This window comes from Leisingera aquaemixtae (assembly GCF_019801145.1).
Classification (GTDB): Bacteria; Pseudomonadota; Alphaproteobacteria; order Rhodobacterales; family Rhodobacteraceae; genus Leisingera; species Leisingera aquaemixtae_A.
In genome coordinates this window covers 1-20,000 of the sequence record NZ_JAHVJQ010000001.1, presented here as the reverse complement: position 1 = coordinate 20,000, position 20,000 = coordinate 1, and the positions used below count along the sequence as shown (strand labels likewise).

Sequence of the window (20,000 nt, the reverse complement as noted above, 5' to 3'; positions counted from 1 at the left end):
GCGGATAAAACGGGAGCGCTAAAAAGACAAAGAGAAAAGCGATTATGAGCATTGCCCTTGTCATCCTGGCGGCCGGAAAAGGCACGCGGATGAACTCCGACCTCCCCAAAGTGCTGCACCCGATCGCCTATGCGCCGATGCTGGAGCATGCGATGGCCGCAGGCCGTGCGCTGGAGCCGGAGCGCACCATCATCGTGGCAGGCCACGGGGCCGAGGCAGTGCGCGAAGCCGTGGCCGGACTCGACGAGACCGCCGAAGTTGTGCTGCAGGAGGAACAGCTTGGCACCGCCCATGCGGTTGATCAGGCCCGCGCCGCGCTGGAAGGGTTCGCGGGTGATGTGATTGTCCTTTATGGTGACACGCCTTTCGTCAGCGCCGGGACATTGGAACGGATGGTCGACGCCCGCCAGCGCGCCGATCTGGTCATTCTGGGGTTTCAGGCCGCCGACCCGGGCCGCTACGGCCGCCTGGTGATGGACGGCGACAGCCTGGAGCGGATTGTCGAATTCAAGGACGCCAGCGAAGCCGAACGCGCCATTACCTTTTGCAATTCCGGCCTGATGGCAGGCAAGGCCAGCGTGGTCTTCGATCTGATTGCCAAGGTCGGCAATGAAAACGCCTCCGGCGAATACTACCTGACCGATCTCGTGGAACTGGCCCGGCATGAGGACTTCAAGGTGACCGCCGTTTACTGCGACGAGGCAGAGACGCTGGGCGTCAACTCGCGGGCTGAGCTGGCGCAGGCGGATGCACTGTTCCAGGCGCGGGCGCGGGCGGAACTGATGGAACTTGGCGTTACCCTGATGGTGCCGGAAACCGTCTACCTGGCTTTTGACACCGTCATTGGCAGAGACACGGTGATTGAGCCGAATGTGGTGTTCGGCCCGGGCGTAACGGTGGAAAGCGGCGCGCTGATCCGGTCGTTTTCGTATATGGAGGGCTGCCATATCAGCCGAGGCGCCCAGGTGGGGCCTTTTGCCCGCCTGCGCCCAGGCGCCGAGCTGGCCGAAAACACCCGCATCGGCAATTTCGTGGAAATCAAAAACTCTGAGATTGCCGAAGGCGCCAAGGTGAACCACCTTAGCTATATCGGCGATGCCTTTGTCGGCGAGGCCGCGAATATTGGCGCAGGCACAATTACCTGCAACTATGACGGGGTTCTGAAGCACCGCACCGAGATCGGAGCGCGCGCCTTCATCGGCTCGAACACCATGCTGGTGGCCCCGGTCCGCGTGGGCAGCGAGTCGATGACGGCGTCCGGCACGGTGGTGACAAAGAATGTCGAAGACGGCGATCTGGCCATCGGCCGGGCCGGACAGACCAACAAACCGGGCCATGCGCGCAAGCTGATGGACATGCTGCGCGCCAAGAAGGCCCGCCTGAAAAAGGGGACTAAGTGATGTGCGGAATTGTCGGTGTTCTGGGTAATCACGAAGCCGCACCTATCCTGGTCGAGGCGCTGAAACGGCTGGAATACCGCGGCTATGACAGCGCAGGCATTGCCACCGTGAACAATGGCGCCCTGCGCCGCCGCCGCGCGGTGGGCAAGCTGGTGAACCTCAGCGATCTCCTGGTGCATGAGCCGCTGGCCGGCAAGGCCGGCATCGGCCACACCCGCTGGGCCACCCATGGCGCGCCCTCTGTCAGCAACGCCCATCCGCACCGCGCCGGTGCCGTCGCGGTGGTGCACAACGGCATCATCGAAAACTACAAGGAATTGCGCGCAGAGCTTCTGAACTGCGGCATGGAGTTCCGCACCGAGACCGACACCGAAACCGTTGCCCTGATGACGGAACGCTATCTGAAAGAGGGCCACTCTCCGGTGGATGCCGCCTTCAAGACGCTGGACCAGCTGGAGGGCGCCTTTGCGCTGGCCTTCCTGTTTGATGGCGAGGAAGACCTGATCATTGCCGCCCGCAAGGGCTCGCCGCTGGCGATCGGCCACGGCGACGGCGAGATGTTCGTGGGCTCCGACGCCATCGCGCTGGCGCCGCTGACCGACCGGATCACCTATTTGGAGGAAGGCGACCGCGCGGTTGTCACCCGCGCGGGTGCCGAGATCCGCGGCGCAAACGGCGAGCTGGTGAACCGCGAAACCAAGACCATCCAAATCGACGCCACCCAGGTCGACAAGGGCGGCCACAAGCACTTCATGGCCAAGGAAATTGCCGAGCAGCCGCATGTGATCGCTGAGGCCATCCGCCATTATCTGCCGGTCGAAGAAGACGCGGTGCGCCTGCCCGGAGAGGTGGATTTCTCCAATGTCGAGCGGCTGACCATGGTCGCCTGCGGCACTGCCTATTACGCCTGCGTCACTGCGAAATACTGGTTCGAGCAAATCGCCAGGATGCCGGTCGAAGTCGATATCGCCTCGGAGTTCCGCTACCGCGAGCCGCCGATCCCGGGCAATACGCTCGCGCTGTTTGTCTCCCAGTCGGGCGAGACCGCCGACACCCTGGCGGCGCTGCGCTACTGCCAGGAGAAGGCGGACAAGATCCTGTCGGTGGTGAACGTCCCCGAAAGCTCCATCGCGCGGGAAAGCGACCTGGCGCTGCCGATCTTTGCAGGGCCGGAAATCGGCGTGGCCTCCACCAAGGCATTCACCTGCCAGCTGACGGTTCTCTTGTCGCTGGCGCTCAAGGCAGCCTGCGACCGCGGCCACCTTTCGCCCGAGGAAATGGCGGACTACGCCACCGCGATCCGCGGTCTGCCCAATGTGATGTCTGCCGCACTGGAGCAGAACGAGGCGATCCGCCAGGCTGCCCTGAAGGTGAGCGAGGCCCGCGACGTGCTGTTCCTGGGCCGCGGCCTGATGTTCCCGCTGGCGCTGGAAGGTGCGCTTAAGCTCAAGGAAATCAGCTACATCCATGCCGAGGCTTATGCGAGCGGAGAGCTGAAGCACGGCCCCATCGCGCTGATTGACAAGAACATGCCGGTGGTGGTGCTGTCACCCAAGGACACGCTGTTCGACAAATCCGTCTCCAACATGCAGGAAGTCCTGGCCCGCAAGGGCAAGGTGCTGATGATCTCCGACCAGGATGGCATCGACGAGGCCGGCGACGACGTCTGGTGCGCGATCCGGATGCCCCGCATCAAGGAAGCGCTGTCGCCGATCCTCTACGCGATCCCGGCACAGCTCTTGGCCTATCACACCGCAGTCGCCAAAGGCACTGATGTGGACCAGCCGCGCAACCTGGCGAAATCGGTGACAGTGGAGTGAGCCATGTCCAAGCAGTTCCCGCAGATCGAAGAGGCGCACCGCAAGTTCATTGAAGAGCAGCACATGTTCTTCACCGGCTCCGCCGGGCCGGAGGGCCGTGTGAACATCTCCCCCAAAGGGATGGACTCGCTGCGGGTGCTGGGGCCGGACCGGATCGTCTGGATGAACCTGACCGGCAGCGGCAATGAAACCGCGGGCCACCTGCTGGAGGTGAACCGCATTACCCTGATGTGGTGCTCTTTCACCACCCGCCCGCAAATCCTGCGCGCCTATGGCACCGCCAAGGTGCTGCATGCCGGCGTTGAAGGCTGGGCGGATTTGGCCGCCCTGTTCCCCGCCCACCGCAGCGCCCGGCAAATCTTTGATGTTTCGGTCGATCTGGTGCAGACCTCCTGCGGTTATGCGGTGCCCTTCATGGAATACCAGTCCGACCGCGACACCATGCAGAAATGGGTCGACGGCAAGTCGGACGCGGACATCCGCGCCTACTGGGCGGAAAAGAACCAATCCACCATTGACGGCAAGCCGACCGGCGTGCCGGTGTGACGTCCCAAGCCAAGGATCGACATGCTCGAAACCTATCTTGATGCGCTGAAAGCCCAGGCCGAACCCGGCCGGGCAGAGCAGATGGCTGCCTATCACAAGCAGACACGCGAAGTGCTGGGGGTGCCGAACCCGGCCACCAACGACCTGACAAAGTCCTGGCGTCAGTCCCTAAGCGTGACGGAGCGCGTGGATCTGGCCCGCGCCCTGTGGGACAGCGATATCTTCGAGGCCCGCATTGCCGCAGGCAAGCTGCTGACCCAGGCGCGGATCAAGGAGGACCAGGCGGTCTGGGAGCTGCTGCAATCCTGGGTGCCCCAGTTCGACAGCTGGGCCATTGCCGATCATGCCTGCTCTGCCATTTCAAAACGCCTGCTGGCGGACCCTTCCCGGCTGGACACGGTGGAAGCCTGGTCGCAATCGGACCACATGTGGACCCGCCGCGCGGCACTGGTGGCAACCCTGCCCTGGGCCAAGATGAACAATCTGAAGCCCGCCGACAGCGCGGCCCGCGAGCGCATTCTGGGCTGGGCTGCAGCTTATGTGCCCGACCGTGACTGGTTCATGCAAAAGGCCGTCGCCTGGTGGCTGCGCGACCTCAGCAAGCACGACGCGGACCGCACCCGCGCGTTTCTGACGGAACATGGCGGTTCCATGAAGGGGTTTGCCCGCAAGGAAGCGGCGAAGTATTTGAAAGACGCTTAGGCCTGCCATTGGCCCGCCCGGCACCCGCCGGGCAGCGCACGCGAACGCCCCAAGCGGGCAGGCGCTGCCCCGGCTTCAAACAACCGCTCAGCCCGCAGGCAGCACCTGCACCTCGGCCAGCTCCGTCAGCGGCAGGCCCAGCGCCCGCATGGCGTCAATTGACAGGCGGCTGCCGCCCGTGGCCTCGCCCGGTATGGGCTTCAGTGTGACCACGGCCTGGGTATTGCGGCTGGACCGGATCAGAGCCTGCTGCTCTGCCGCCACCAGCGGTGTTTCCATCCACATGCCCGGCAGCGAGGGATCGCCCAGCGAGGCCACAGTAGACGCAGAACCCCGGAAGGACGGCGCCGATGGCGCCAGCGGTTCAGCCGCTGTCACATCAACGCCCGGCGCGGGCTGCAGCACCGGGTCCTGCGGCTCAGCCGCAACCGGCCCGCCGGATCCGTTCAGAATGGAGGAATTCAGCTGGATGCCGTTGCAGGCGGCCAGCAAGGAAATTGAAGCAAGGGAAATGACTGTCATACGCATGGGCAAACCCTAGCCAGCCGCGAAACTCTTTGCCAGTCACAAAAGCTGTCCCCCCTTGCCGCGGGCGGTGCCCCGCTTTACCTAGGAGGCATGACGGCTCCGCTTATCGATCCCTTCGCCCGCGCAATCACTTACCTGCGTGTCTCGGTCACCGACCGCTGCGACTTCCGCTGCGTTTATTGCATGTCGGAAAACATGACCTTTCTGCCCAAGAAAGATCTGCTGACACTGGAGGAACTGGACCGGCTGTGCTCCACCTTCATACGGCTGGGCGTCGAGAAGCTGCGGATCACCGGCGGCGAGCCGCTGGTGCGGCGCGGCATCATGACCTTCTTCAACGCAATGAGCCGCCATCTGGAAACCGGTGCGCTGCGGGAACTGACGCTGACCACCAATGGCTCGCAGCTGATGAAATACGCCGATGACCTCTACGCCGCCGGGGTGCGCCGGGTGAATATCTCGCTCGACACGCTGGACGAACAGAAGTTTGCCGATGTCACCCGCTGGGGCCGCCTGCCGCAGGTGATGAAGGGCATCGATGCGGCGCAGAAGGCGGGCCTCAAGGTCAAGATCAACGCGGTTGCGCTCAAGGGCTTCAACGAAGAGGAACTGCCCCGCATCACCGAATGGTGCGCCGGACGCGGCCTTGACCTCACCTGGATCGAAGTGATGCCGATGGGCGAGGATATCGGTGCCATGGAGCGCATCGGCCAGTACTGGTCGCTGAAGGACGTTCGCAAGGAATACGAAAGCCACTACACCGTCACCGATCTGGCCGAGCGCACCGGCGGCCCGGCGCGTTATGTGCGGCTGGAGGAAACCGGCCAGAAGATCGGTTTCATCACGCCGCTCTCCCATAATTTCTGCGAAAGCTGCAACCGGGTGCGGGTGACCTGCACCGGCGAAATCTACACCTGCCTCGGCCAGGAAGGCAAAGCCGACCTGCGGGCGCCCCTGCGCGCCAACGAGGAAGGCACCGGCGTGCTGGAGGCCGCGATCCGCGCCGCCATCGGCGACAAGCCCCGCGGCCATGATTTCGACTACTCCCGGCAGGAGGCCGGCGGCCAGATGTCCCGCCACATGAGCCACACCGGCGGCTAACTATGTCCGGGACCGCTCCAGCGCGCAGGACGCTGCTCTATTCCCTTTACTGCGGCGCCAGCGCGCTGATTGCCCCCTTTGCCTGGCGCAAGGTCGCAGGCAAGCTGCGCGATTACGGCCTGCCGGAAGAACGGGTGCGCGAACGCCTCGGCCACGCCTCCCTGCCCCGCCCCGCCGGGCGGCTGATCTGGTTCCACGCCGCCTCTGTCGGCGAAAGCCTGTCGGTGCTGACCCTGATTGCCCGCATGGGCGAACAGGCGCCGGATGCGGAATTTCTGATTACCTCCGGCACGCCCACCTCGGCTGAGCTGATTGCCAAACGGATGCCGCCGCGCTGCCGCCACCAGTTCCCGCCGCTGGACACCGCTGCCGCCGTGGACCGCTTCCTCGCCCATTGGCAGCCCGATCTGGGAGTGTTCGTGGAAAGCGAGCTGTGGCCGCAGATGCTGGTGCGCGCCCGCAAGATGGGCTGCCCCCTGGTGCTGCTGAACGCGCGTCTTTCGGACAAATCTGTGGCGGGCTGGACAAAACGCCCGGCCACCGCGCAGTTCATCCTTGACCAGTTTACCCTGCTGGTCACCCAGAACCAGAAAACCGCTGCCAACCTGCAGGCGATGGGGGCCGCACCGGAGCGCATCCGGCCCGGCAGCAACCTCAAGGCCGTCTCCGCACCGCTGCCGGTCGATCAGGATGCCCTCGCCAAGGCGCGCACCAGCATCGGCGAGCGCCCCGTCTGGGTCGCTTCCTCCACCCACGAGGGCGAGGAGGAAACCGTGCTGGAGGCCCACAAGACGCTGCTGAAGCAGCACCCGGACCTCTGCCTGCTGCTCGCTCCCCGCCATCCGGAACGCGGCGATGCGGTTGAAGCACTGGTCAAGGACGCAGGTCTCAGCTGCGCGCGGCGCAGCAAAGGCGTGCTGCCCGGCACCCAAACCCAGGTCTATCTGGCCGACACCCTGGGCGAGGTCGGCACCTGGTACGCGCTGTCCCCGCTGGTGTTCCTGGGCGGCTCCTTGCGCGAGATCGGCGGCCACAACCCGTTTGAACCCATGCAGGCAGGCGCCGCGGTGATCACCGGCACCGGGCACTACAATTTCGCCGAGACCTATGCCGAGCTGACCGCTCTTGGCGCCGCGGTGGAAGTACAATCTGCTGCGGCGGAACTGGCGGAGCAGGTCTCGAAATGGCTTGAAAAGCCCGCGGTCTTCCAGGCCGCCCGCGATGCCGCCAAGGCGTTCATCTCGCGGCAGTCGGATCAATTGGACAAGACGGTGGACGCCCTGCTGGCGCTTCTGCCCCGCAAAGGAGGCCAGGATGGCTGAAGTGGACGCCAGCACGGTCGAGGTTATCGCGCCGAACTTCAAGCGCCGCCTGTCCGGCGTCACCTCCACCATCGTGCGGCTGGTGCCGCTGCAACGGCAGCATATCGCCATCGCCACTGCGGGCAGCGGCCTGCCGGGGGACATGCCGCATCTGTCGGCCTCCCAGCTTATCCTGATGGGCCGCAACGGCCCCGCAGGCGCCCGCGTCTGGCACGCCCGGCGCAACGTGGAAATGCTGGGCGGGCTGGCGCTGAAATACCTCTTGGGCAAGCGGCTGAAGCTGTTGTTCACCTCCGCGTCGCAGCGCCATCACTCCGGCTATACCAAATGGCTGATCTCGCAGATGGACCGGGTGATCGCCACCTCGGCCAAGGGCGCGGCCTACCTTGAGAAACCTGCGCAGGTGGTGCACCACGGGATCAACACCGAAGAGTTCTCCCCGCCTGCCGACAAGGCGGCGCTGCGGCGCGAGCTGGGCCTGCCGGAGGATGCGATCTTGATCGGCTGCTACGGCCGCATCCGGGCGCAGAAGGGCACCGACGTTTTTGTCGACGCGATGCTGGAGGTGCTGAAGGCGCATCCGCAAGCGGCTGGCGTCGTGATGGGCCGCGCGACGGAAAAACATGTGGCGTTTGAGAAGGGCCTGCGCGCCAAGGTTGAAGCCGCGGGCCTGTCGGACCGTCTGCTGTTCCCGCCGGAGGTGCCGGTCTGGGAGGTTTCCCGCTGGTACCAGGCACTGGATCTTTACGTTGCCCCGCAGCGCTGGGAGGGTTTCGGCCTCACCCCGCTCGAAGCGATGTCTTGCGGCGTGCCGGCCGTGGCCACCCGTGTCGGCGCCTTCGAAGAGCTGATTGCACCGCATGAGACCGGCCTGCTGATCGATCCGGGCAAAACCGGCCAAATGGTGGATGCGATCAATGAGGTGATGTCCACCGAAGGCCGGCTGGCGCAATGGTCAGAGGCCGCCCGCAAACACGCCATGACCAATTTCGCGCTGGAGAAAGAGGCCGAGACCCTGGTCGCCATCTACCGCGAATTGCTGGAGCACTGACGCCTGCCGCGGCGCAAAACCTGATCCCTCTTCATCTGGCCGGAAATATCCTCGGGGGTGAATTGTGCCGCAGGCGCAAGAGGGGGCAGACAGCCCCCTCCCCGATATCATTCAGGCCGCAGGCATCCGCTGCTCGACGATCTCCGCCCACCAGCTGCAGCCCGCGGGAATGGCCTCGTCGTTGAAGTTGTACTCCGGGTGATGCACCATCGCGGTGTCGCCGTTGCCCATCAGGATATAGGCGCCGGGGCGCTCCTCCAGCATAAAGGCGAAATCCTCGCCGCCCATCACCAGCGGCGCATCCCCGCAGCTGCCGGACACGCTGGCGGCCACCTTGGCGGCAAACTCGGTCTGCTCCTCGTGGTTCACCATCACCGGATAACCGCGGTGATAGGTGATGTCCGCGGTGCCGCCAAAGGTCGCAGCGATGCCATTGCAGATCTCTTTGATCCGCTTCTCCGCCAGGTCGCGCATCTCCTTGGACATGGTGCGCACGGTGCCCTTGATCTGCACCTTCTGTGGGATCACGTTGAACGCCTTGGAGGACGTCTCGAAAGAGGTCACCGAAACCACGATCTGGTGCACCGGGTCGGCATTGCGCGAGGCGATGGTCTGCAGCGCCAGCACGGCTTGCGCGGCCAGAACGGTGGTGTCGATGGTCTCATGCGGTTTGGCCGCATGGCCGCCGCGGCCCTCGAAGGTAATGTCGAACTGGTCGGTTGCGGCAAAGAAGGATCCCGGGCGGATTGCAAAGGAGCCCAGCGGCTGGCCCGGCCAGTTGTGCAGGCCGTAAACCTCCTGCACGCCCCAGCGGTCCATCAGGCCGTCGTCGCACATCACCTTGGCACCGCCGCCGCCTTCTTCGGCGGGCTGGAAGATCACCACCACGGTGCCGTCGAAATTGCGGGTCTCCGACAGGTACTTGGCGGCGCCCAGCAGCATCGCGGTGTGGCCGTCATGGCCGCAGGCATGCATCGCGCCGGGGGTCTTGGAGGCATAGTCCAGACCAGTCTGCTCATGGATCGGCAGCGCATCCATGTCGGCGCGCAGGCCGATGACCTTACCGGAGGTGTCCGCCTTGCCCTTGATCACGCCAACCACACCGGTGCGGCCGATGCCGGTCACCACCTCGTCGCAGCCGAATTCCTGCAGCTTTTCCGCCACCAGCGCGCTGGTGCGGTGGGTTTCGAACAGGATTTCCGGGTTTTCGTGGATGTCACGGCGCCAGGCGGTGATTTCGTCCTGCAGTTCGGCAAAGCGGTTCTTGACCGGCATTTCTCACTCCTTTGGTTATCTGTTCCCCGCAGCCTCAGGCCGCGGGCATTCTTCGTTCCACCAGCTCGGCAAACCAGCTGCATCCCAGCGGGATCGCCTCGTCGTCAAAGACATAGGCCGGGTGGTGGCACATCTGGGTGTCGCCATTGCCGAGGAAGATATAGGCGCCGGGGCGCTGCTCCAGCATGTAGGAGAAATCCTCGGACGGCATGATCGGCGGGGTCTCGGCATCGACCTTGGCAGAGACCGCCTGCGCCGCCTCCACTGCATGTGCAGTGCCGTTTTCATCATTGATTGTAACGGGGTAGCCTGGAAGCCACTCGACCTCTGCCGTGGCACCAAAGGCCGCGGCGGTGCTCTCAGCCACCCGGCGCACCCAGTCCTCGGCCTGGGTGCGGTACTCGGGATCCAGGGTGCGCACAGTGCCTTGCAGCCTGGCGGTATGGGCAATCACGTTCGACGCCGTGCTGTCTGTCTCAAAGGTGCCGACGGTCAGCACCACGCGCTTAACCGGATCCACATTGCGCGACACGATGGAATGCAGCGAGACCACGATCTGCGAGGCTGCCAGCGTCGTGTCGATCGCCTCATGCGGGGCGGCGGCGTGGCCGCCCTTGCCGGTGACGGTGATGACGAATTCGTCCGAGGACGCCATCAACGGGCCCGGACGGATGGCAAATTCGCCCACCGGCAGGCCCGGCATATTGTGCAGGCCATAGACCTCCTGGATGCCCCAGCGGTCCATCAGCCCGTCGTCGCACATCGCCTTGCCGCCGGCGCCGCCTTCCTCGGCCGGCTGGAAGATCAGAACGACCTTGCCGTCAAAATTCCGTGTTTCTGCAAGGTACTTGGCAGCGCCAAGCAGGATCGAGGTGTGGCCGTCGTGACCGCAGGCATGCATCACGCCGGGCGTCTTGGAGGCATAGTCAACGCCGGAAGCCTCGGGGATCGGCAGCGCGTCCATGTCGGCCCGCAGCCCGATGGCGCGGCCGGAGGTGTTGGTTTTGCCCTCGATCACCGCCACCACGCCGGTCTGGCCGACACCGGTGGTGATATCGGTGATGCCGAATTCCTTGAGCCGCTCCACCACAAAGGCAGCGGTCTCGTGCACCTCGTACATCAGTTCGGGGTTCTCGTGCAGGTGATGGCGCCAGGCGGTGATCTCCTGGTGCATCTCGGCAAAGCGGTTCTTGGCCGGCATATTCCCCTCCCCTTTTTTGTTTCAGTTCCTGTGCGGCAAACTGTCCGCGAAAAAACTTAGCTTCGCAAGTATCTGGTTCCACGGGGACGCGGCTGAGCCTGCCAGAGCGCCGACACCATGCGTGCACCCCCTGTGCACCGCCCATGCACCCCTTGGCATCAATCTGAGCACGAAGCGCGCGGTTTCAAGGCAAAGGGAAATATCCGCTCAGCTTTTCCACCAGCTTGCGCATGAAGTCGTGGCCCGCGTCGAACTGGGCAACAGTGATGTATTCGTTGGGCTGATGCGCCTGCGCAATGTCGCCGGGGCCGCAGATCACCGCAGAGTAGCCCGCCTGCTGGAACTGGCCCGCTTCAGTGCCGTAGCTGACCACATGGGAGCCGTTGTCGCCGGTCACCCGGCGCACCAGCGCCTCGGCCTCGCCGTTTTGTTCCGGCACCAGCCCGGGCACGTCGAAGTGCTTGGACACATCAATGCGGGCTTCCGGATGGATCATCTGCATCTCCGCCTCTACCTCGCGCACCTTGGCGAGATAGGCGGCTTCCCAATCACCGGGGTTTTCTCCCGGCACCACCCGGAAATCCATCATGAAGCGGCAGTCCTTGGCGGTGATGTTATGGGCGGTGCCGCCTTCGATCATGCCGACATGGCAGGTTGTCCAGGGCGGGGTGAACATCGCCTGCACCTCGCCGGGCTCCTTGGCCATGTTTTCGGCATTTTTCTGGTTGGCCCAGTCAATCAGCCTGACCCCTTGCATGATGGCGCTGACGCCGGTGTGCATGAGGGAGGAATGCACTTCAAACCCGACCACATGGGTGTCATAGCCGGTGCCGCCCTTGTGGCCGGTCACTGCTTGCATCATCGACGGTTCGCCGACGATCACCGCCGACCCCTTGGGCAAAAGGGGCTGCATCGCCTCGATCATCGGCGGCGCACCGGTGCAGCCGATCTCCTCGTCGAAACTCAGCGCCAGTTGCAGCGGGCGTACGACACCTTGGGTATGCGCCTCGACCAAGGCCCAAATCGCGAGGGCATCGAAGCCCTTCATGTCACAGGTGCCGCGGCCGAAGTATTTGCCGTCCTTCTCCACCACCGTGAAGGGATCGGTGTCCCAGGGCTGGCCGTCCACCGGCACCACATCGGTATGGCCCGACAGCACTACCGCGCCCTCTTCCCACGGGCCGACATGGGCAAACACCGCGGCCTTGTGCGGCTGGTCAGGATCCACCCAGCGGTGGCTTTCGATGCCGTGGGACGACAGATACTCCTGCACCCAATCGACCAGCGGCAGGTTTGTGTCCCGGCTCACGGTCGGGAAGGAGACCAGCTGTTGCATGATCTCCAGCGGCGTCAGTCTGGCAGCCATGATCAGTAGCCGCTGTCGGTGGTCAGCACGAAATGGCCGGGCTCCAGTTCCAGATACTCCGACGGCTCCGGCTGATAGCCGACCTCGTGAATCGGCGACGGGATCGGCTTGAAGTTCAGTTCCTTCTCGGACTTGCGCTGGCGCGGGTCGGCGATCGGCACCGCCTTCATCAGCGCCTGGGTATAGGCATGCAGCGGGTTCTCGAAGACACGTTCACGGGGGCCGATTTCCACGATGCGGCCCAGGTACATGACGCCCACCTGATGGCTGACGCGCTCCACCACCGCCATGTCATGGCTGATGAACAGGAACGACAGGCCCAGTTCCGCCTGCAGTTCCATCATCAGGTTCAGCACCTGCGCCTGCACCGACACATCGAGCGCCGAGACCGCCTCGTCCGCGACGATCAGCTTGGGGTTCAAAGCCAGTGCGCGGGCGATGGCGATCCGCTGGCGCTGGCCGCCGGACATCTCGTGCGGGTAGCGCCGCATGAAGCTGCGCGGCAGGTGGACGCGGTCGAACAGGCTGGCAACCCGGTCATGCAGTTCGGAGCCCGAGGCCAGGCCGTAGTTCCGGATCGGTTCCGCCACCTGATCGATCAGCTGCATCTGCGGGTTCAGGGACGCAAACGGATCCTGGAAGATCATCTGCATGTCCTGGCGCGCCTTGTGCATCTGGGACGGGCTGAATTGCAGCACATCGCGGCCTTCAAAGTTCACCTTGCCCGACAGCGGCTCCACCAGCCGCAGGATCGAGCGCCCGGCAGAAGACTTGCCGCAGCCGGATTCCCCGACCAGCGACAGGGTCTGGCCCTTGAAGACCTTGAAGGACACGTCCTCCACCGCGTGCACGTTGGAGATGGTGCGGCGCAAGAGGCCGCCCTTGACCGGGAAGCGGGTGGTCAGGTTCTGCACGTCCAGAAGCACCTCGTCGGTGCCCTTGATCGGCTCGATCTTCTGATCCTCAACCCCCATCAGCTTCATCGGCTCGGGGTAATGTTTGCCGCGCATCTCGCCCAGTTTCGGAACCGCCGCCAGCAATGCCTTGGTGTAGTCGTGCTTGGGGTTCTCGAAAATCTCCTCGACGGTGCCTTCCTCGACCTTGTTGCCGCGGAACATGACGACAACACGGTCGGCCATCTGGGCCACCACCGCCATGTCGTGGGTGATGAACATCACCGCGGTGCCGGTCTCGCGCTTCAGCCGGTCCATCAGCGCCAGGATCTCTGCCTGGATGGTCACGTCCAGCGCGGTTGTGGGCTCATCCGCGATCAGAAGCCGCGGCTCGCAGGCCATCGCCATGGCGATCACCACCCGCTGGCGCATGCCGCCGGACAGCTCGTGCGGATACTGCTTGAGGCGGCGTTCCGGTTCAGGAATGCGGACCTGGCGCAACAGTTCCAGCGCCCGCTCCTCCGCCTGGGATTGCGACATCTTTTTGTGGATGCGCAGGCCCTCGGTCAGCTGGCGGCCGACGGTGAACACCGGATTGAGCGCGGTCATCGGCTCCTGGAAGATCATGCCGATCTCGTTGCCGCGAATCTGCTTCATCATCTCCTGTTCGGAGTCCGCAAGATTGGTCTCGCCGCCCTCGCGGCGGTTGAACAGCAGCTCGCCGCCGGCAATCTCGCCGCCGCCGAACTCCACCAGACGCATCAGCGACAGCGAGGAAACCGATTTGCCGGAGCCGGATTCGCCAACGATACAAACGGTTTCGCCGGGGCTCACGTCAAAGGAGACATTCTCGACGCCGACTACCGGGCCGTCCTTGGTCTGAAACTCCACCCGCAGATTTCTTATGGACGCAATGGCGTTGTCCAGCATGACGGCTCCCTGGTTTTTATTTCTCTGATCCGCCGGAAAAGGCGGCCTCAGGTTTCGGAGTAAACTCTACTTTGCACAAAAAAGCTCATGCAAATTATGCATGAGCGTTTCGAAATTGGAATTTGCATTTTCGCGGCAAAAGGTTTTCGATACCCCTGTGGTTGCCTGCAGGCGGCATGCGCCGGTGCGTCCGGGGCGCCGTCAAAGCTGCTTGCTTTCAGCAGCTTAACGGGGCTTGCAGAGCCCAACGCAACACTTCCGCAGCAATGCGGCAAACCTCCGGGCCTTTTCCGGCCCGGCCAACAAAAAGACACAAAACGTGTCCGACAAGGAGTGTGTGATGAAATTGAAATCCCTATTGATGGGTGCTGTTGCCACGGCTTCGCTGGCGCCTGCGGCCTTTGCCGAGCGCGGCTCCGACGGCCAGGTCAACATCATTTACTGGCAGGCGCCGTCGATCCTGAACCCGTTCCTGTCGAGCGGCACCAAGGACGTGCAGTCGGCATCGCTGGTGATCGAGCCGCTGGCGCGCTACGACCCGCAGGGCAACATGATCCCCTATCTGGCGTCGGAAATCCCGACCGTTGAAAACGGCGGCGTCAGCGAGGACCTCACCTCGATCACCTGGAAGGTCGCGCCGGGCATCAAATGGTCCGACGGCACCGACTTCACCGCCCATGACGTGAAGTTCACCGCAGATTACTGCATGCATCCCGAAGGCGGCTGCGCCCAGCTGACCAAGTTCCAGGGCGTCACAGGCGTCGAGGTGGTGGACGATCTGACCGTCAAGGTCACATTCGACAAGCCGACGCCCTTCCCCTATGGCCCGTTTGTCGGCGGCGAAAGCCCGATCCTGCAGAAGGCCCAGTTCGAGAACTGCATGGGCGCCAAGGCGCCGGAATGCACCGAGGCCAACTTTGGCCCGATCGGCACCGGCCCGTTTGTGGTGGATGAGTTCAAGCCGAACGACGTGATCACCATGTCCGCCAACCAGAACTACCGCGACCCGGCCAAGCCTGCCTTTGCCAAGGTGCTGTTCAAGGGCGGTGGTGACGCAACCGCTGCGGGGCGCGCGGTGATGGAAACCGGCGAGTTCGACTATGCCTGGAACCTGCAGCTGGCGCCGGAAGTGATCGCGCAGATGGAAGCAGGCGGCAAGGGCACGCCGGTTGCCGGCTTCGGCTCGCTGGTGGAACGCATCATGCTGAACCAGACCGACCCGTCGCCGGAGCTGCCGGAGGGCGAGCGCTCCACCGCCAAGCATCCTCACCCGTTCCTGACCGATCCGGCTGTCTACAAGGCAATGTCGATGGCCATCGACCGCCCGCTGCTGGTGGAAATCGGCTATGGCAAGGCCGGCAAGGTCAGCTGCAACTGGGTGCCCGCGCCTGCGGCCTTCGCCTCCGACACCTTTGACTGCTCCACCCAAGACATCGAAGGCGCCAAGGCGATGCTGGAAGAAGCCGGCTACAAGGACACCAACGGCGACGGCGTGCGGGAGACCCCGGACGGCAAGCCGATGAAGATCCTGTACCAGACCTCGACCAACGCCGTCCGCCAGGACTTCCAGGCGCTGATCAAGGAATGGTGGAGCCAGATCGGCATCGAAACCGAGCTGCGCAACATCAACGCCTCCGTCTTCTTCGGCGGCGACCCGGGCTCGCCCGACACCTTCCAGCGCTTCTATGCCGACGTCGAGATGTACGCCAACAACTTCGACGGCACCGACCCGCAGTCCTACCTGGGCAACGGCCTGTGCGACAAGGCGCCGAAGCCGGAATCCCAGTGGCAGGGTGAGAACATCTCGCGCTTCTGCAACGAGGAGTTCGACCAGCTGCACGCCGAGCTGGCCAAGACCGCCGGCCTGGAAGCGCGCGCCGAGATCGGCCGCCGCCTGAACGACATCATGGTCGAAAACGGCGGCATGATCCCGCTGGTGCACCGCGGCCGCCTGTCGGCGCATTCCAATACCCTGGGCGGTGTCGACCTGAACGTCTGGGACAGCGAGCTGTGGAACGCAGCCGACTGGTACCGCATCAAGTAAGCACTGCTTGCTTCCCCGGGGCCCCGGCGCGACGCCGGGGCCCCTTGCCATCTGCAGGGGCTGCCACCGGCTGCTGTGCATGGCCTGGACGCGGGGCCCCCGCCCTGCCTGTTCCGATTTCAATACAAGTTGCAAAGGCGCTTAGCAGATGCTGACCTTTACAATCCGGCGGCTGATCCTGGCAGTTCCGACACTGCTGTTCATCAGCCTCGTGATCTTCCTGCTCCTGGAGCTCGCCCCCGGCGACCCGATGGCGCAGGTTCCCCTGACCGTCCCCGCCGAAGTCAAAGAAAAGATGCGCCTGGCCCTGGGCCTGGGCGAGCCGATGCATATCCGGTTCTGGAAATGGCTGGTGCAGTTCTTCTGGATCGAGCCGCAGGTGCTGATCGACAATATCTTCGGCACCAGCCTCGCCGAAGGCCAGCTGCGGGTGATCTCCTGGCAGACCCGCTCGCCGGTGATGGACATCGTGGTCCAGCGCATTCCGCAGACCCTGTGGGTGGTCGGCACCGCCTATGTGGTCGCCATCCTGATCGCGCTGCCGATCGGCATCTATTCCGCCTACCGCCAGTACAGCTGGTTCGACCAGATGGGCACCTTCGTGTCGATGGTCGGCTTCTCGGTGCCGCCGTTCTTCTCGGGCGTGCTGGTCATCGTGATCTTCTCGGTGCAGCTGGGCTGGTTCCCGTCGATCTATGACACCACCCATGTGGTCGACAGCTGGGACGCCTTTGTCTACCAGCTGAAGCAGATGATCATGCCGGTGATGGTGCTGGCGCTGCAGATCACCGCCCAGCTCTCCCGCTTCATGCGCGCCTCGATGCTGGACAACCTGAACCAGGATTACGTCCGCACCGCCCGCGCCAAGGGCCTCAGCGAATATGTGGTGGTGATGGTGCACGTGCTCAGGAACTCGATGATCCCGGTGGTCACGGTGATCGCGCTTGGCATCCCGTCGATCTTCGGCGGCGCCATCATCACTGAGCAGGTGTTTAAGGTGAACGGCATCGGCCAGCTGCTGATCGGCGCCATCCAGGCCAACGACCTGCCGATGGTGCAGACGCTCACCTTCATCTTTGCGGTGCTGATCGTGCTGTTCAACCTGATCGCCGACGTGCTGTACGGCATTCTTGACCCGAGGATCCGCTATGACTGACAAGGAACGCTTTGTGCCCGATGAAGGCATGGCTCCGGCCTCGACCGCGGTTCCCGCCGCCGGGCAGATGGAGGAGCTGCACCAGCCGCCGCGCAGCCAGTGGCTGGACGTCTGGGACCAGTTCAAATCCCACCGCGGCGCGCTGATGGGCGGGGCGCTGTTCCTGCTGATCATCCTGGCGGTCTATGCCGGCCCGCTGGTGTGGGATCTGGAAGCCACCAAGATCGACATCCGCGCCCGCAACCAGGGACCCAGCTGGGCGCATCCCTTCGGCACCGACCAGCTGGGCCGCGACATGCTGGCCCGGATGATGGCAGGCGGCGCGACTTCGGTCTCCGTCGGCCTGACGGCGATGCTGCTGGCACTGTTCCTCGGCTCCTTCATCGGGGTGATGGCCGGCTTCTTCAAGAAGCTGGACGGGCCGCTGATGCGCCTCACCGACCTGTTCCTAGCGCTGCCGCTCTTGCCGCTGCTGCTGGTGATGATGCTGCTGTTCCGCGAGCCGCTGAACGCCGCCTTCGGGCCGGAACAGGGGATCTTCATCCTGATCGTGATTTCCATCGGCGTGACCAGCTGGATGCCCACCGCTCGGATCGTGCGCGGCGACGTGCTGGCGCTGAAGGAGCGCGAGTTCGTGATGGCGGCGCGTTCCATCGGCACCACCAACCAGAAACTGATCACCAGGCACATCCTGCCCAACGTGCTGTCGCCGATCATGGTCTCGGCCACGCTGGGGATCGCCACCGCGATCATCACCGAGTCGTCGCTCTCCTTCCTCGGCCTCGGCTTCCCGCCGGATTTCCCGACCTGGGGGCGGCTGCTGTTCGATGCCACCGATTACCTGCAGCAGTATCCTGAGCGGGTGTTCTGGCCCGGCATGGCGATCTCGCTGACGGTGCTGAGCGTGAACTACCTGGGCGATGGCCTGCGCGACGCGCTGGATCCGCGGATCCGGGGCCGCTGAGCGGAACACGCAGAAACGATAAAGGGCCGCCCCGCCGGGCGGCCCTTTCCTTTTGCACCTGCGCGGCGCGGCTCAGCGCAGCTTGCGCCGGATCCGCTGGATGCCCAGCCAGACCAGCCCGATCACCGGCAGGGTAACGGCGGCGATCAGCACCTTCCGGGACATCCCGTAGCGTTCGGCCAGCGGGAACAGAAAGTCGGAGACCAGCGCCACCGCGTAATAGCTGACGGCCACCACCGACAGCCCTTCCACCGTGTGCTGAAGCCTGAGCGCAATGTCGGCGCGCCGGTCCATGCTGGCCAGGAGCGCCTGGTTCTGCGCCGACCGCTCCACATCCACCCGCGTCCGCAGCAGCTCCCCTGCCCGGCGCGCCCGGCTGGCGAGGGTATCCAGCCGCTTCTCGGTGGAGTTCACCGTGCGCATGGCAGGTTCAAACCGGCGCAGCATGAATTCGGCAAAGGTCTGGAAGCCCTCGTGGCGTTCCTCGCGCAACAGGCTGATGCGCTGGCTGACCAGCGCGTCATAGGCGCCGGTGGCCCCGAAGCGGAATGCGGACTGCGCCGCCTTCGCCTCCAGCTCAGCCGACACCGCCAGCAGTTGGGTCAGGATCTCCTCGGCCGGTTTGGTGCCGGTGGTCATCTCCGCCATCATCTCGCTGAGGCGGGTGTCCAGTTTCCCAATCACCGGCGTCAGCCCGCGGGCGCGGGAGAAACCAAGCATCGACATCGCCCGGTAGGTCTCGATCTCGCACAGCCGCTGCACCACCCGGCCGACCCGCTGGCTGCCGGTGCCCGGGTTCGGGAAAATGGCAAAGCGCACGTGGCCGGCCGGGTCGATGCGGAAGTCCCCGGCCACCACGGCGCTGTCGTCCAGCACCTGCGACACCGCCAGGCTTTCCGGTACAAACCAGTCATGCAAAGCCGCCTTCAGCTGATCCGGCTCCGTGCGCGGCACCACCCGGATCAGCGCCGAGGTGATCCGCTGGCCCGGCGCCTCCGCCAGCCAGTCGGCCGGGAAGACGTCGAAATCCGCCGGATCGAAGGCCCGCGCGCTCACCCCGTCGTAATAGACGGTGTAGCTGACAAACTCGGTATGCTGCTCCCATTTGACCATGTGCCGCCCGATCTGCGCGGTGTGGTGGGTCGCCCCCGGCTGGGGGTGCGGCGCGCCGTGGCGGTCCAGGAGCTGGATCAGATGCTGCATGTCCTGCATGCGGTCGCGGTGCACCGCCTCCTGCGGCTGTTTCACCGCCAGATAGACCACCGTGCAGGGGCAGGTCATGGTCGGGAACGGGCGGGCGTGCAGCTCATTGGTCAGCTGGTAACGCAGCGGGTGATCCTGGATCGGGGGCATTCTTGGTCTCCGGGGCAATGCCGGCGACCATACTGCGGCCATCGAAACATGTACAGAATTGTTTTATTTCAACACGTTACCGGAATGCAACGGTATACATTGCCCCTGCACCGGCCCGGCCTGACAGAAGATCCGGAACAAAAAAGGCGCCCCGGATGGAGCGCCTTTTCACTTGGTGTGAGGATCCGCTTACTGGACCAGGCCCAGCAGCGTATCGAGGCTGGCTTTCGCGTCGCCGTAGAACATGCGGGTGTTTTCCTTGAAGAACAGGGGGTTCTCGATGCCGGAATAGCCCGTGCCCTGGCCGCGCTTGGAGACAAACACCTGTTTCGCCTTCCAGCACTCCAG

17 protein-coding genes are annotated in these 20,000 nt (G+C 64.3%); 10 read left to right on the top strand and 7 right to left on the bottom strand.

Going from position 1 to position 20,000, the window contains the following annotated elements:
• The first annotated feature begins 44 nt into the window (after positions 1-44).
• From glmU to KUW17_RS00070, 4 genes are read left to right on the top strand one after another with little or no spacing between them, the layout of a single operon-like run.
• A complete protein-coding gene (glmU, locus tag KUW17_RS00085) occupies positions 45-1,400 on the top strand; it encodes a bifunctional UDP-N-acetylglucosamine diphosphorylase/glucosamine-1-phosphate N-acetyltransferase GlmU (RefSeq protein WP_222475027.1) in 1,356 nt (451 codons plus the stop codon).
• On the top strand, positions 1,400-3,220 hold the full coding sequence (gene glmS, locus KUW17_RS00080) for a glutamine--fructose-6-phosphate transaminase (isomerizing) (protein WP_222475025.1): 1,821 nt from the start codon (positions 1,400-1,402) through the stop codon (positions 3,218-3,220). Before glmU ends, glmS begins: the two co-directional genes overlap by 1 nt.
• A gap of 3 nt (positions 3,221-3,223) precedes the next feature.
• Positions 3,224-3,766 (top strand): pyridoxamine 5'-phosphate oxidase family protein, encoded by a 543-nt coding sequence (locus KUW17_RS00075; RefSeq protein ID WP_222475023.1) that lies wholly within the window; start codon positions 3,224-3,226, stop codon positions 3,764-3,766.
• 21 nt (positions 3,767-3,787) lie between these two features.
• Complete coding sequence (locus KUW17_RS00070) at positions 3,788-4,468, top strand: DNA alkylation repair protein (protein ID WP_222475022.1); 681 nt, start codon at positions 3,788-3,790, stop codon at positions 4,466-4,468.
• Positions 4,469-4,555: 87 nt separating this feature from the next.
• Here KUW17_RS00070 and KUW17_RS00065 read toward each other — a convergent pair whose 3' ends face one another.
• Positions 4,556-4,996 (bottom strand): hypothetical protein, encoded by a 441-nt coding sequence (locus tag KUW17_RS00065; protein ID WP_222475020.1) that lies wholly within the window; start codon positions 4,994-4,996, stop codon positions 4,556-4,558.
• A 90-nt stretch (positions 4,997-5,086) separates the two neighbouring features.
• Here KUW17_RS00065 and moaA point away from each other — a divergent pair, with 90 nt between their 5' ends.
• The 3 genes from moaA to KUW17_RS00050 are packed head-to-tail and all read left to right on the top strand — an operon-like array spanning position 5,087 to position 8,470.
• Entirely contained in the window at positions 5,087-6,097 is a 1,011-nt protein-coding gene (moaA, locus tag KUW17_RS00060; RefSeq protein ID WP_222475018.1) for a GTP 3',8-cyclase MoaA, read from the top strand.
• 2 nt (positions 6,098-6,099) lie between these two features.
• Positions 6,100-7,419 (top strand): 3-deoxy-D-manno-octulosonic acid transferase, encoded by a 1,320-nt coding sequence (locus KUW17_RS00055; protein WP_222475016.1) that lies wholly within the window; start codon positions 6,100-6,102, stop codon positions 7,417-7,419.
• A complete protein-coding gene (locus tag KUW17_RS00050; protein WP_222475014.1) occupies positions 7,412-8,470 on the top strand; it encodes a glycosyltransferase family 4 protein in 1,059 nt (352 codons plus the stop codon). The genes KUW17_RS00055 and KUW17_RS00050 overlap by 8 nt, the downstream gene beginning before the upstream one ends.
• A 111-nt stretch (positions 8,471-8,581) precedes the next feature.
• On the opposite strand, the gene KUW17_RS00045 is transcribed toward KUW17_RS00050, so the two are convergent.
• The 4 genes from KUW17_RS00045 to KUW17_RS00030 form a co-directional block, all read right to left on the bottom strand.
• Positions 8,582-9,745 carry a M20 aminoacylase family protein gene (locus tag KUW17_RS00045; RefSeq protein ID WP_222475013.1) on the bottom strand — a complete coding sequence of 388 codons (1,164 nt, stop codon included), beginning with the start codon at positions 9,743-9,745 and terminating at the stop codon, positions 8,582-8,584.
• 34 nt (positions 9,746-9,779) lie between these two features.
• Entirely contained in the window at positions 9,780-10,946 is a 1,167-nt protein-coding gene (locus tag KUW17_RS00040) for a M20 aminoacylase family protein (protein ID WP_222475012.1), read from the bottom strand.
• A gap of 184 nt (positions 10,947-11,130) precedes the next feature.
• Positions 11,131-12,312: an acetylornithine deacetylase gene (gene argE, locus KUW17_RS00035; RefSeq protein ID WP_222475011.1), complete on the bottom strand. Its 1,182-nt coding sequence runs from the start codon at positions 12,310-12,312 to the stop codon at positions 11,131-11,133.
• Between the two features lie 2 nt (positions 12,313-12,314).
• Positions 12,315-14,186: an ABC transporter ATP-binding protein gene (locus KUW17_RS00030; protein ID WP_261396971.1), complete on the bottom strand. Its 1,872-nt coding sequence runs from the start codon at positions 14,184-14,186 to the stop codon at positions 12,315-12,317.
• 289 nt (positions 14,187-14,475) lie between these two features.
• Between KUW17_RS00030 and KUW17_RS00025 the strand changes: the two genes are divergently transcribed.
• The 3 genes from KUW17_RS00025 to KUW17_RS00015 all read left to right on the top strand — a co-directional run bounded on the left by KUW17_RS00025 (position 14,476) and on the right by KUW17_RS00015 (position 18,299).
• Positions 14,476-16,179, top strand: coding sequence for a peptide ABC transporter substrate-binding protein (locus tag KUW17_RS00025; RefSeq protein WP_222475009.1), 1,704 nt, complete (start codon positions 14,476-14,478; stop codon positions 16,177-16,179).
• A gap of 148 nt (positions 16,180-16,327) precedes the next feature.
• Complete coding sequence (locus tag KUW17_RS00020) at positions 16,328-17,335, top strand: ABC transporter permease (RefSeq protein ID WP_222475008.1); 1,008 nt, start codon at positions 16,328-16,330, stop codon at positions 17,333-17,335.
• Positions 17,328-18,299, top strand: a complete 972-nt coding sequence (locus KUW17_RS00015) for an ABC transporter permease (protein ID WP_222475006.1) — start codon at positions 17,328-17,330, stop codon at positions 18,297-18,299. The genes KUW17_RS00020 and KUW17_RS00015 overlap by 8 nt, the downstream gene beginning before the upstream one ends.
• A gap of 72 nt (positions 18,300-18,371) precedes the next feature.
• On the opposite strand, the gene KUW17_RS00010 is transcribed toward KUW17_RS00015, so the two are convergent.
• Together KUW17_RS00010 and KUW17_RS00005 are read right to left on the bottom strand one after the other, a co-directional pair.
• On the bottom strand, positions 18,372-19,652 hold the full coding sequence (locus KUW17_RS00010; RefSeq protein ID WP_222475004.1) for a DUF3422 family protein: 1,281 nt from the start codon (positions 19,650-19,652) through the stop codon (positions 18,372-18,374).
• A gap of 189 nt (positions 19,653-19,841) precedes the next feature.
• Positions 19,842-20,000, bottom strand: a 159-nt coding sequence (locus KUW17_RS00005) for an NAD(P)(+) transhydrogenase (Re/Si-specific) subunit beta (protein ID WP_222476249.1), incomplete at its 5' end; no start/stop codon positions are given.